The 13,195-nt window shown below is 37.2% G+C and carries 12 protein-coding genes; 8 read left to right on the top strand and 4 right to left on the bottom strand.

Annotated features, from left to right (window positions below; all coding sequences use genetic code 11):
- Nucleotides 1-81 precede the first annotated feature (81 nt).
- The 8 genes from DXB77_RS11745 (at nt 82) to DXB77_RS11710 (ending at nt 9,984) form a co-directional block, all read left to right on the top strand.
- A complete protein-coding gene (locus DXB77_RS11745; RefSeq protein WP_118663360.1) occupies nt 82-270 on the top strand; it encodes a helix-turn-helix domain-containing protein in 189 nt (62 codons plus the stop codon).
- A gap of 15 nt (nt 271-285) precedes the next feature.
- Nucleotides 286-1,347 carry a DNA cytosine methyltransferase gene (locus DXB77_RS11740; protein ID WP_118663358.1) on the top strand — a complete coding sequence of 354 codons (1,062 nt, stop codon included), beginning with the start codon at nt 286-288 and terminating at the stop codon, nt 1,345-1,347.
- On the top strand, nt 1,347-2,411 hold the full coding sequence (dcm, locus tag DXB77_RS11735; RefSeq protein WP_118663356.1) for a DNA (cytosine-5-)-methyltransferase: 1,065 nt from the start codon (nt 1,347-1,349) through the stop codon (nt 2,409-2,411). The genes DXB77_RS11740 and dcm overlap by 1 nt, the downstream gene beginning before the upstream one ends.
- Nucleotides 2,412-2,423: 12 nt before the next feature.
- Nucleotides 2,424-4,001 carry an AAA family ATPase gene (locus DXB77_RS11730; protein WP_118663354.1) on the top strand — a complete coding sequence of 526 codons (1,578 nt, stop codon included), beginning with the start codon at nt 2,424-2,426 and terminating at the stop codon, nt 3,999-4,001.
- 1 nt (nt 4,002) lies between these two features.
- A complete protein-coding gene (locus DXB77_RS11725) occupies nt 4,003-5,385 on the top strand; it encodes a hypothetical protein (RefSeq protein WP_118663352.1) in 1,383 nt (460 codons plus the stop codon).
- 33 nt (nt 5,386-5,418) lie between these two features.
- Nucleotides 5,419-7,305 (top strand): helix-turn-helix domain-containing protein, encoded by a 1,887-nt coding sequence (locus DXB77_RS11720; protein ID WP_118663350.1) that lies wholly within the window; start codon nt 5,419-5,421, stop codon nt 7,303-7,305.
- 61 nt (nt 7,306-7,366) lie between these two features.
- The gene (locus tag DXB77_RS11715) at nt 7,367-8,758 is read left to right on the top strand and encodes a hypothetical protein (RefSeq protein ID WP_147353822.1); all 1,392 of its coding nucleotides are present in this window, start codon (nt 7,367-7,369) and stop codon (nt 8,756-8,758) included.
- Between the two features lie 677 nt (nt 8,759-9,435).
- Complete coding sequence (locus DXB77_RS11710; RefSeq protein WP_118663346.1) at nt 9,436-9,984, top strand: sigma-70 family RNA polymerase sigma factor; 549 nt, start codon at nt 9,436-9,438, stop codon at nt 9,982-9,984.
- A gap of 117 nt (nt 9,985-10,101) precedes the next feature.
- Here the strand turns inward: DXB77_RS11710 and DXB77_RS11705 are convergent, their stop codons facing one another.
- The 4 genes from DXB77_RS11705 to DXB77_RS11700 form a co-directional block, all read right to left on the bottom strand.
- On the bottom strand, nt 10,102-12,081 hold the full coding sequence (locus DXB77_RS11705) for a DNA polymerase (RefSeq protein ID WP_347559493.1): 1,980 nt from the start codon (nt 12,079-12,081) through the stop codon (nt 10,102-10,104).
- A 93-nt stretch (nt 12,082-12,174) separates the two neighbouring features.
- Nucleotides 12,175-12,351 (bottom strand): hypothetical protein, encoded by a 177-nt coding sequence (locus DXB77_RS13065; protein ID WP_182439485.1) that lies wholly within the window; start codon nt 12,349-12,351, stop codon nt 12,175-12,177.
- Complete coding sequence (locus DXB77_RS13060; RefSeq protein WP_182439484.1) at nt 12,348-12,524, bottom strand: hypothetical protein; 177 nt, start codon at nt 12,522-12,524, stop codon at nt 12,348-12,350. The genes DXB77_RS13065 and DXB77_RS13060 overlap by 4 nt, the downstream gene beginning before the upstream one ends.
- A gap of 70 nt (nt 12,525-12,594) precedes the next feature.
- On the bottom strand, nt 12,595-13,185 hold the full coding sequence (locus DXB77_RS11700) for a DUF2815 family protein (protein ID WP_118663342.1): 591 nt from the start codon (nt 13,183-13,185) through the stop codon (nt 12,595-12,597).
- Between the last annotated feature and the right edge of the window lie 10 nt (nt 13,186-13,195).

Here is a 13,195-nt window from a genome sequence, read left to right as displayed (position 1 = left end):
TAAAACCGTAAAACTCCTTTAGATATTGAATATTCATGAGAATTCTGATATACTTAAAGAACTCAAAAAGGAGGAAAAAATATGGAACAAATAGCTAATGAACCATGGGTAGGTTTGGAAGAGGTTGCGACATATTTAGATGTTAATAAGGACACCGTACGGAATTGGATAAAAAAGACGGATATACCTGCGCATAAAATTGGTCGGCAATGGAAGTTTAAAATTTCAGAAGTAGATTTATGGGTAAAAAGTGGCAAAAGTGCCATGTGAAAAGGAGACATTGTAATGAGTGAAATGGTTGTATCAGTAAGCCTGTTTTCAGGTGCTGGTGGACTAGATATTGCTAGTTGTATGGCAGGGGTCCCTGTTATTTCTAGTACTGATTTTGATTCGGATTGTATAAGGACACTTCGAGCAAATGAACAATATTTTGGAAATACAGAGATATTTGAAGGTGATCTTCATCAAATAGATAGTTCGATTTTTAAGGATGTAGTTGAAAAGTGCAAGCCTGATAAATTCATTGTCATAGGAGGAGCTCCCTGTCAGCCGTTTTCAAAAGCTGGATATTGGGTAACAAATGAAGTAAGACGAGGAATAAATGATCCAAGAGCAACTCTTGTTAATGAATATCTGAGAGTTGTTACTGATTTGCAACCAGATGGTTTCGTTTTTGAGAATGTTGAAAGTCTGCTGCACCCTACAAATAGAGTTATTGTTGATAAATTCATTGAAATAATAGAGGAAAATGGATATAAGTATAAAATAGTTAAGGCCAATGCTTTGGATTATGGAGTGCCACAAAAAAGAAAACGTTTATTTATTTTAGGAACTAAAGGTGAATTTAGAGCAGAAGAACCCAAAAAAACACATGGACCTTCAGAGATTTGTGAGAAGGAAGGATTATTGCCATATGTTAATGTTGGTGATGCGATAGCTGGATTTGATGGCCCCGAATATTTTGAAGAATATGAGGTGACAGAAGGAGGAACTTACTATGAAGATTTGTGTGAAGTTCCACCAGGGATGAATTATAAGGCATTAACCGCATGGGCAGGATATCCTAATCCTAAATTTGTAGCAGATAAGAGATTTTGGAATTTTCTTCTTAAGTTATCTCCAGATCAGCCATCATGGACAGTATGTGCTCAACCGGGTCCATGGGTTGGTCCGTTTCACTGGGACAATAGAAGATTACGTGCGCCAGAGGTGGCTGCTATTCAAACTTTCCCTAGAGGTTATATTTTTTGCGGAAACCGACGTTCTGTACAAAAACAGATAGGAAATGCCGTGCCTTGTTTAATGGGAAAAGCAATGATTGAGTTTGTAAAGGAGAGTTTACTGTAATGCCTAATGTACTTAGCATTTTTTCAGGTGGTGGTGGAATCGATTTAGGTTTCAAAAAAGCCGGATTTGATATATGTTTTTCAACTGATTTTTGGCAGCCTGCTTGTGATACTTTAGAGAAGAACAAGGTCGGAAAGCTGGTTGTGTGTGATGATATTCGCAATATAGATTATGATGCATCACTTGAACGTATCGGAATGAAAAAGAATGATATAGATATTTTAGTAGGGGGGCCACCATGCCCGGCCTACTCAAAATCACGTTTTTATAGAACTGAAAAGAAACGAGCATTGGAAGACGAAAATTCATTTACTCTTTATGAATATTTTAGAGCATTAGATGAAATTAGACCTAAAGTATTCTTCTTTGAGAATGTATTTGGATTTGTATATAAGCCCCACAAAGCTGCATTTGATTTACTCACTAGCAAGGCGGAAGAATACGGCTATAATCTTACATATAAGGTTGTAAATACTGCAAATTATGGAGTTCCACAGACAAGGGAAAGATTTATTTGTGTAGGTGTTAAGAAAGAATTTACTGAGAATTTTATTTTTCCAAAAGAAACTCACTATAATCCAGATGATGAAAAAATATCGGATGAAGATAAAATTGGAAAAAAACCATGGGTTACTTGCGGTGATGCTATCGGAGATTTGGATTACGATTTGCCGGAAGACAAGGATATGCAGGCAGGATCAAAACATAAGGATTTGTTAAAACTTGTTCCGCCAGGGGATAATTATCTGTATTTTACAGCAGAGAGGGGTTATCCAGAACCTATATTTAAATGGAGATCACGATATTGGTCTTTTTTGTTAAAATTATCACCTGATAGACCATCGTGGACTATACAAGCTAGTTTTTCAAATAACATGGGACCTTTTCATTGGAAAAACAGGTTCCTTAGAATTAATGAGATAAAGAGAATACAAACATTCCCAGATGATTATGAACTGTGTGGCGATTTTAGAGATCAGTGGAGACAGGTGGGAAACGCAGTACCTGTTGAAATGGCGTATATAGTTGCTGCAGCTATTATGCAACAGTATTTTCCAAAATAGGAGGTGTAATGTATGCCAGAATACCAATTTGCAGAAAAAGAAGGAAATATAGTTAATGTTGAATACGACAGAAGCAGTTCACTTTCAACTGAGCAAGTCTTTAATTATTTAAGGCAGGCATTTGATTTATTTCCGTATAAAGTAGATATTCTTCACGAAGATGGATATGAAGATGTATACCATGTTGTGTATAAAGATGGTGACTTTAAGGATATATATATTTGTGCAAAAGGAACAACACCGGGCGGAAGAAGTGGATTAAAAGACGAACAGCGTATTCAGCCTAAAGCAAAGTATCTTAACTATGTTTGTAACCAAGGAAAAGATGGAAAGAAAGCAGTTTTTCTTGGAATTTATAATAGAGATGGACAAACCATATTATGTACATGGAAAGTAACCTCTTCGGCCGCTGGCTCTTTAGAAACACCCATATCCAAACAGATAAAAATAGTAAGTATCGCAAAAGCTATTAAAGAAGGATTTGTTCAGCAGGATAAGGGAAAAGGGGAATATGCGTGTGCATTTAAACCAGAGTTTTTGTATTTTTATCTTAAAAACAGTGATTGGTTGCATGAGGGACCTGTAACAGAATTAGTTGATCATATGGAATTTGAGAGAACAGATAATATATATAGTGACAATCAGGTTGAACAAGAAGAAAAGCATAAAAATTGTCTTGAAATAGTAAGAGAACCAAGAACCAATAAGGTGCATCCTCTGAATTTCATTGTTTATGGTGCGCCGGGAACAGGAAAGACATATTCAATGGTAGAATATGCACTTTCTATTATTGATGGGGTTTCTATTGATGATTTTAGAAAATCAAACACAGACAGAAAAGCAAATGTTAGTCGATATAAGGAACTAGTAAAAGCTGGGCAGATTGTATTTACTACATTTCATCAGAATTATGGATATGAAGAATTTATCCAAGGACTACGTCCTGATAAGGATAGTGAAACGATGGCATTTAAGACAGTAGATGGTGTATTTAAGGTTATTGCAGATACCGCACTTAATGATACTGAGAACAAAAATTATGTCATAATTATTGATGAAATCAATCGTGCTAATATATCCAAGGTGTTTGGCGAACTGATTACACTTATTGAAGAGGATAAACGATGGGGTGAATTGAACGAGACAAGTGCAACATTGCAGTCTGGTGATAAGTTTGCAGTGCCTAATAATTTATACATCGTTGGTACTATGAATTCAGCAGATAAATCCATTTCGTTAATTGATGCCGCCCTTAGAAGAAGATTCGATTTTATTGAGCAGAAGCCAGATTCAGCACTTGTTCCAGAAGGTGTTTTAAGAAAAATGTTTGATAATATAAACGAAAACCTTGTTAGTGAGTTAGATAGTACAGACCTTCTTGTTGGTCATTCATATTTTATGAAAAAGACAGAAAAAGATTTATGTAATATTCTTAACAATAACATCATTCCGCTGCTTTATGAGTATTTTTATGATAATAGAAAAAAAGTGGCAAAATTGCTGAAGGATGCAATTGATAAATCTGGAGCGCAGATTGAAATTGTGGATGAAAAGGTTGGAAGACTAAGAGTGAAGGATAAGGTGGAGTAGTATGGTGCTAGACAGGTATGAGTATAGCAAAATTCCAAATGCTAAACTACCGGGAACCTGGCAATCACAAATGGCTCTTGATGAGTTGCTCGACTTTTTGCAACAAAACTGGGAACAGAGATCAGTTTTTTATGAAGACGGTGAGATAAACAGCAAGCAGCAGTTTCTGGATTTTCTTGGCTCCGGGGCAATAAGAACAAAAAAGTATATTGGAACAATTGTTTTTAATGGTGAGCAACTTAATATTTATCCGAGAGTGTTCAGCACCGAAAAAGAAGATCATGAAACAGATGACCTTACGCAGAAACACTTATTAAAAAACCTCGTTAAATGGATTGAATACTGTAATAAACTGGAATATCCCTTTATAAATATATCCAGTGAACTCAGTGATGCTGAGGATTTAAAGGAACTTTTTATCACGCTGTATATTGGATATGTGCGAAGTGCAATTAAACGAGGGCTGTACTATCAGTATGTTGATGAGACAGAAGATTGTACAAGTATAAAGGGAAAATTTGACCTAAAGGATTATTTGATATCAAAGATACCAAATGGACAAGCAGATAAGTTCAGATGTACATATTCTAACTTTGAGTTTGATAATGCTGTAAACCGAATTATAAAATATACTTGTAAGCAATTGATGAACATTACGTCAAAAAAGAATCAGAAAGCCATACGGACGATATTAACCAGACTGAATGAGGTTGCCGATGTTCGGTGTACACCTAATGACTGTAATGGCATTCGATTGAGTAAGATGCATAGACATTATGGTATTATTATCAGCATGAGTAAGATGTTTCTACTTAATAAAATGTCAAATTATACAGTTGATACAAATGAATCTTTTTGTTTTCTCTTCCCAACGGATCTTTTGTTTGAAGGGTTTATCGGAGGCTTCCTAAAAGAAGTATTACAGGATGTTGGCGGAAAAGTTCATTTGCAGGAAAGTAAGATGAGCCTTGTAGAAAAAATAATATACAAGGGCGAAACGAGTGGTGCTGCATTTATGATGAGACACGATATACTTGCAGAGTATCATGACAAGGTATTTGTATTGGATACAAAGTATAAGGAAATGTCACGTTTTGAAGATAACCCGGATTACAAGGAAACCATCAGCAATGAGGCTAAGCAGGGTGACTTATACCAGGTTCTTGAATATGCGAGAAAGCGAGATATTCAAGATGTTTATTTACTTTATCCGATGTACAGGTATGAGGAAAAAGAGGAAGAATTTCCTGTGGCGGTGAGCGAAAGTCCTAGCGGAGATATAAACGTTCATTTTATAAGAATGCCGTTTATATTTGAAGAGGACGAAGATAGAACAAAGCAGCAGTTAACGGATGTTATAAAGGCTGTATTTGAGATAAAATAAAACAATAATATTTATAATGGGGGGTGGAATTTATTGGCAAGGTCATTTTCGGATTATATATCTGATAGATTTTATAATGATATTATTCATTCTATCCAAAACTGTATAGATGATAATGGTGATTGTTTGAATTTATGGGTAAACAATATCCACAAGGTGGGAGAAGTGGTTGCGACAGATTTTCATATTAAAAAAATGTGGATTGATGATTTGCCAGATATGGAAGTCGGAATTGAGATGGCAGTGGAGGCTGACCTTGAAGTTAAAGAAGCTGACTACCATTATGATAATTATGAAGAATCCACCAAATGGTTTATGTTGCATTGTACAGGAAACTTAGATTGTAATTTGGATGATTTTATTATTTCATCGACAGATATTTATAGAGAAAAGGCAGAACCGAAACGACCTATGTCAGATTCCTTGGTTCCTATAATTTCAAAAGACAAACTAGATGATATTGCATCAGAAATACTGATGAGATATTACCCAGAGACATTAAAGACCCCAATGGCTGTTGAACCACATATATTGGCGGAAAGGATGGGACTGAATATTATTATCAGACCATTAACGGAAGATTCTTCTGTTTTTGGACAGATAATATTCTGTGATACTATAATAGATACATATAATGTTGATACTGGCAAGTTGGAGAAAACAGAGATATCAGGGAAAACAATAATGGTTGATCCTGCAAATTTCTTTTTAAGAAATCTTGGATCGGTGAATAATACCATCATACATGAGTGTGTCCATTGGGAAAAACACAGAAAGGCCTTTGAGTTAGAAAGGCTATATAACAAAGGTGCCAAATTCATTAGATGCCAGACCATTGGTGGTGTAAAGGACAATAAGATACGAAGTGCCACAGATTGGATGGAGTGGCAAGCAAATGCTATTGCACCGAGATTGCAAATGCCAATTGGTCCCTTTAAGGAAAAGACAAGAGAATTTATACAGAAATGTCGGCAAGAAATAGGTAATGTTGCAATTGTGGATGTACTGGAATGGGTTATTGATAGCCTTGCAGCATTTTTTGTAGTTTCAAGAGAAGCTGTAAAGATACGATTATATGACATTGGTTATGATGAGGTTTTGGGTGTTTTCAATTATGTGGATGGAAGATATGTAAGACCTCATTCATTTAAAAAGGGGTCACTAAAATCGAATCAGACATTTTCTATTTCACAAAATGATGCTGTTGCGGAGAGTGCATTAAATCCAGAATTAAGGGATAAACTTGTTAGTGGAGAGTATGTATTTGTAGATTCACATTTTTGCCTAAATTCAGGGAAATACATTCAAAGGAATGATGTTGGAGAACTTGAACTTACAGACTATGCACGACATAACATGGAGAAGTGTTGTCTTGTTTTTAATCTGGTTGTAAAGTCTGTAAATAAGTATGGAGAACGTTTTTTTACGGAATGTGTTCTATATAGAGATGCAGCATCAAATATTGTATTTGAAGCACATTATACTTCAACAGATGAAAACATAAGTGTTGATGATGAGATTAAGAAATACAATGCAGATATATTAAAGGTTGCAAAATCTTTACCTGCAACCTTTTCAGGAACATTGGATAAGTTGATTGAGTGGTCAGAAATGACGGAGGAAGAATTAGCGGAGGCAGCAGAAATTAGTGAAAAGACAATTCAGCGATTAAGGAATGATGAGCCAGATAATGTAACATTAGAAACTGTTGTACAGTTAATTATTGGTCTTTCATTACCTCCGGCTTTGAGCGATTGTTTATTAAGAGCATCAAGGAAAGATTTCATGATGACTGAACAACATATGATGTATCGTATGCTGGTTTTGACTTGCTATCCAAAAACAATTTATGAGTGTAACGAAATGCTCCTAGCACAGGGATTAAAGCCGCTTGGTAGACAAAATAGAACAAAATCATAAAAAATTTTTGTGTAGCCGGACATCGGATGTCTGGCTACTTTTAATATATGGAGGGTTTATGGTGGATAATAAGGAAATAAAAGAATTAGTCATTCAAAAACGATGGGGGAATGAGGGACGCTATGGAGACGATTATCGTAGTTTAAGCAAGCAGATTGACAATTTTCTTAAGCATATGGAAGATGAAGATTCGCCTCTTCAATGGTTGCCTCTTTATTTATTAAGTAGTCAGGAAATTGCAGATTTGATTTGTACTTATATTGATAGAAGTGCAGAAAATAGATTGCTGTTAGAGAACTTGGATTATAAGGGAATAAAATATAATTATTCAGATTTAATAGTGGAAAATCCACGACAGAAGCGTGAAATGAAACTTATCCTGGATTCGGAGCCTCGCCTTAAAGATTATAAAACTCTTAAAATTGCAGAATTGGCAGAGCAAATAAATATTATGTTGGTTGGGGCTAAATATGAGGGATATCGTAAAACAGCAGGTCAGCTATTGCGTGTTATCGATACGGTGCGTGCTGAAATATGGGATGAAAAGAATCTGTTCAAATGCATAGGCATTGGCTTTCTAAATACGGGATACATCGAACAGTTTATTATGATATGCGAAAGAATATCCTATGGTTCTCTCTTTTATTTTATTGTGGAAAATAATAATGTACAGGATAAAATGGCAACTTTGACTCAATTTGAACAATTACTTATTAAAGCAGACGAAACGATACAAGAGGAAGTGGAGGCTGCAAAGCAGAAATACAAGAAAAGTCGTGATTTTCATGAAGAGTATTATAAGGCTGTTCCAAGAGAAATGGATGAAATAAGCATATATTTTGTACAGTTTCTGGAAAGGCAGTCCTTTTATAATGAAATGGATATTATCTCTGATATACTAGTAGCGTCTTTTAAGGATGAGCAGATATGCCAGAATAATCTATGCCAAGCAATCGAGGATAAGGTTGAAGAATATGATGAAACGCAGTTGGAACAGTATTTGTGCAATGGTAGTAAGGTAGCGAATTACAAACAAAAGGTTTCTGATACAATTGGAATTATGGATTTTGCATTTGAAAAGGGGAGTCATTGGGCATCATCAAAAAATGTTTTTGATTTAAAGATTGCTTTTCAGGAACTAATACAATGTAAGGAAAAATATAAGAGACAAACAGCAATTACCATGATGAGAAACATATTATTTGATAAGAAACCTACGAGAGAGCAATTGATGTTTTTGGATTCAAAAATGATTCGAGGTTATTTTAGAGAAATGGGATTAGTGAATGAGTATGAGGTTTTTGTAAGAATATGTAAACAAACACGAAAGATGTACTTAAATTGCTATAGTGCGATAAATGATGTTGAGGCTTATAGGCTGATTCATAGAACCTGTTTTGAGTTTTTGTATTTGTTTGGGGATCCTACATATTCAAAAATAATAATTGAATAGAAAGATATCGTGATAAGCGGTGGCAGAAATGCTACCGCTTATTTTTTTTTGCACGGCTCGTTCCTCAACATCTAAAATCCTTAGCTATAAAATCGGACATAACAAGGGCGCACAATTCGGACATCCCATGTCCGAGTGTTTTTGATAGTTTTTTTGTAAGCTACTAATAACGAAAGGGATACATCAATGGATGTAGTACTGATTGATGATATTCAATTTATGCTGTTGATGCAGATAACTATGATGCTTGATTGGTTATCGTGAGTGAAAAAAGAAAAATCCCTAACCTATATTATTCTCCATTTGCATATGCGTAATTCACCTAAAAGTGTGAAAGCAAACGGAGAATAAATATATAGGAACCTCAATTGATGATTTTGAAACATCAGTTGTCCTAATTTTTTACTGAGTTAGGATTAGTTTTCTTAAGATAACGTCTTTTCTGAGTTAGATGTTGAGATGAGATATACATAACAGATGATTTCTCATCTGAACACCTAACAGTGTTCATATAAAATATTTTAAGCCTATGGCGCGCGACTTGGGCGAGGATATACATAAAATTTTTGAGTTACCTATAAGGGTATTTCAAACATTTTATGGTATCTCGTCTTGTTGTCGTGCCATCAGACAGATTGTCCTCGCCCCTTGCGTTGCAAAGGCGGAAAGAGGCAATCATGGTAAAAAAAGAAAATGTACAGGCACCCGTTAACGCAGCACTTAATTATGCACATCCTTATTTCATACCTATCGATGATGGGGACGAAGCAACCATCAAGCACTATAAAAATAATGATGTGCCAGTTGCTCATATTGCACTTCCTGGTCGTATGAAACATTATTATGCAGTGTTTGATGCAGACACACAGGAAGAGGCAGATCTTATGAACAGAACATTCAACACCTGGGAGAAGAAAGCTGCTCGTGAGGTGGAATTGAGAGCACTGAATGAAACTTCCTACGACAAGCTGTTGGATGAAGGATATGATCCGTCAGATGATGCCAGTAATCCTGAAGAGATTATTGCTTATAAGGTTGTGATGGATGCTCTGAATGATGCGTTGGACGTGTTATCGGAAGAAAAACTCCGTGCCTGCATGATGGTGGCTAATAAAGAGTCACAGCGCAAGGTGGCAGAAGAACTCGGTATTTCAAGACGTACTTTAAGAGACCGCAAGGATGATGCCATGTCGGAACTTAGCAAAAAAATGGATAAATACAGATAAAGAGAAGAACCCTTATGGCAGGCACGAATGTCATAAGGGTTCTCTTTATATAAAAAAATAACCATTAGTGTTATTTGTCAAATTTCTGACGGTAACGCTAACGGTTACTTTTTTCTGTTAGTCTTTTTTATAAAATGCTGTTTCATACCCATCGGCACGAAGGAGCAGTCCATCAATCCACTTTGGAGTTCTGCCCATCTGCTCACAGATGGCATTAAGGTCAGCATCCATAGGTGTTTCAATGATCAGTTCATCGTGTACATGACCTACAATAAAGCAGTGGGAGAGAGTACGCATGGCATGGCAGAGGATATCCCGGCTGATGGCCTGTACGATATTTTCTACGAATTTAGGACCATAGGATTCGATACGTTCCCATTTCTTGTTTGTGCCGACACCCTCGTATGTGACAGATTCACCACCGAATTTATTTTCACCAATCTTAGGTTTGACATAACATAAGCGTCTGCCGGAAGGAAGTGCAATAAATAACATACCACTCTGATAGATAAATCTGATTCCGTGTGTTTCTGTAGCAGTACGCTGCTTGATGGCTGTTTTAACGCAACGGTCAACATCCCACCAGAACTGTACGATGTTGGGATTAGAGGCTCGCCATGAATCAACCAGTGGCTGTAACTCATCTTCGGTAAGTCCCATATCCAACGCTCCCATAGCAGTTAAAGCACCAACAGAACCACCATAGCCGAGTGCTAACTCAGCGATTTTGCCTTTCTGTCTGAGGTGTCCGTTGACACCATGCTTTTCAACAGGAACATGGAACATGGCTGATGCAGAGGCACAGTAGATGTCCCCGTTTTCTTTAAATACCTTCATACGCCAGTTCTCTTTTGCCAGAAAAGCAATAACACGAGCTTCAATTGCAGAGAAGTCGGATACACAGAACTTGTATCCCTGCTTTGGAATAAAAGCAGTACGGATAAGCTGTGAGAGGGCGTCCGGCACATCATCGTATAACATATTCATAAGTTCATAATCCCCGGATTTTACGATATCTCTTGCATCTTCCAAATCGGTCATGTGGTTCTGAGGAAGGTTCTGCAACTGAATAATGCGTCCCGCCCATCTGCCAGATCTGTTTGCGCCATAAAACTGGAACATACCTCTGGCACGACCATCGGCACACACAGAATTCTGCATAGCCTGATACTTTTTTACAGATGATTTTGCAAGCTGCTGACGGAGTTTCAGAACATCTGCTACATCAGAAGGTACGGTCTTAAGCAGTTCAATGACAGCTTTTTTATCAAGGGAGTCAGTTTCTACACCTTTGGAAATGAGCCAGTCTTTCATCTGTGTTACAGAGTTTGGATTTTCAAGTTCAGTCTTATCCTTTAATGTTCCCATAAGCCTTGCCTTGCTGAAAGCATCAAATTTTATTGCATTTGTTACAACATCCATATCAAGCAGGATGCCACGGTCATTGATTTCCTGGTCTATGTGGTATTCATCCCATACGCTGTCCGGCACGGGAAAACGGGAAAGTTTCTGCTGAATGGACATCTCAACCTCAACATCCCTTTTATTATATTTTTTGAACAGTTCCCATTTATCTGGAGCATCGGATGGCATATTTCTTGTTTTGCCACCATTGACCTTGGTAGGCTTGCATGGAACACAGAAATAGCGGATGAGGTCTTTACCTTCTTTAAGTTTCTGTTCCTCAAGTCCAAGCACAGCACCAACACCTTCAAGTGAAAGTGGAAGTCCCATATATGCAGACCAGATTATACTGCATCTCCATGAGGACGGGTCGAGATAATTACCAACGGAATCTTCTGGGATACTGTAACTTTCAAAACATTCTGGATAGTTGCGTTTAAGCCAATAGGAGAGAAAGATTCGCTCGAATGATGCATTGAATGCCCATTTTATTACGGAATTATCTGTCAGTGCTTTCAGTATATAATCTGGGATTTTCTCTCCGTTTGCAACATCTACTACGATGACAGGTTCATCATTGATGGAATATCCAAACAGAAGAATCTCAGCATCTGGGGATTCGGCATATGGATATACTCCATATTTGATAGGTACGCTAGAGTAAGTCTCCAAGTCGATAGATAATTTTTTAATCACTTCTGGAATTTGCATAGATTGTCTCCTTTATAAAAAAGGTGGCAGATGAGATATCTACCACCCAGATTGTTGTGTTTCTCTGATTGAAAATCAGTTTTTCTTATGATTTGTCAGCCCTGGGCAAAGCCAATGGATGAACTTAATACCCAATCCGATAAGCCATTTCCATGTAGCTGCAAGTGCAAATATACAAAGCATCAGCACAACGGATGCTAATGTAAATTCGATTGCTGCGTTAATAAATGTGTTTACCATTTCCATTGTCATAGATTGTTACCTGTCCTTTCTTTGTCATCATTAATATTCTGTTCCTTTTTTGCTTTGTGCCTTTCCTTAAGGAGTTTGATGCCGTCTGTAATTATGATCATCAGACCACCAAGCATCCATCCTACATTCATGCCGAAGCACACCGACAGCATCATATGTTCAATATTTGTCATAGTTTTACCTCATTTCGTAAAAGTGACTGGCAGCAGTTATACCACTGCCAGCCGGGTTAATAGTTACAGATTAAGCAAGAAAATCGTCATCCTCTTCGGTAGCAAAGTCTGATTCAGCACTTGCCTTACCTCCGAGAGGCTCGCCATCTCTTAACTTCTGCAGGTTATTCAAGCCACAGGCAATACCACGATTGCCATTCACATTGAAAGCGTAGAAGTTGATGGATGCCCTGCCGTAGATGCCGGAATACATCTCAGAACGCTCGATGATAGGCTGTCTGTCTGCATCTACGATACCAGGAGCAGAAGCGGAATTCGCATTCACAAAATAGCTGTTAGCGTACGCCTCATCATCAGGTCTTTCGATGTCACCATCACGGAGAGGGTTCTTGATTGCTGTAAGAGCCGGTACTGACTTGCCATTGCCTTTAAGCTTTGACTGACCTTCCTCATATGCAGCCTGAATGGCAGCCTTGATCTTATTGATAGTGGCGGTGTCATCCTTTGGGATGATAAGTGAAACCGAATACTTAGGCTTACCACCATCGATTGCCTTTGGTTCCCATGCATTGAGGTATGAGAATCTTGTGTCTGGTCCTGTGATTACCTTTGTAGGTACTGTTAATCTTCCGTATTTAGTTGTGTTTGTCTTAATATCCATGATATTTTCC

Source organism: Clostridium sp. OM05-9 (genome assembly GCF_003481465.1).
Taxonomy (GTDB): Bacteria; Bacillota; Clostridia; order Lachnospirales; family Lachnospiraceae; genus Coprococcus; species Coprococcus ammoniilyticus.
This window is presented reverse-complemented; position numbering and strand designations above follow the sequence as displayed.

Bases quoted from the DNA above. Each gene is read 5' to 3' on its own strand.
- DXB77_RS11745 (WP_118663360.1), top strand. From the start codon at position 82: ATGGAACAAATAGCTAATGAACCATGGGTAGGTTTGGAAGAGGTTGCG.
- DXB77_RS11740 (WP_118663358.1), top strand. From the start codon at position 286: ATGAGTGAAATGGTTGTATCAGTAAGCCTGTTTTCAGGTGCTGGTGGA.
- dcm (WP_118663356.1), top strand. From the start codon at position 1,347: ATGCCTAATGTACTTAGCATTTTTTCAGGTGGTGGTGGAATCGATTTA.
- DXB77_RS11730 (WP_118663354.1), top strand. From the start codon at position 2,424: ATGCCAGAATACCAATTTGCAGAAAAAGAAGGAAATATAGTTAATGTT.
- DXB77_RS11725 (WP_118663352.1), top strand. From the start codon at position 4,003: ATGGTGCTAGACAGGTATGAGTATAGCAAAATTCCAAATGCTAAACTA.
- DXB77_RS11710 (WP_118663346.1), top strand. From the start codon at position 9,436: ATGGTAAAAAAAGAAAATGTACAGGCACCCGTTAACGCAGCACTTAAT.
- DXB77_RS13065 (WP_182439485.1), bottom strand. From the start codon at position 12,351: ATGACAATGGAAATGGTAAACACATTTATTAACGCAGCAATCGAATTT.
- DXB77_RS13060 (WP_182439484.1), bottom strand. From the start codon at position 12,524: ATGACAAATATTGAACATATGATGCTGTCGGTGTGCTTCGGCATGAAT.
- DXB77_RS11700 (WP_118663342.1), bottom strand. From the start codon at position 13,185: ATGGATATTAAGACAAACACAACTAAATACGGAAGATTAACAGTACCT.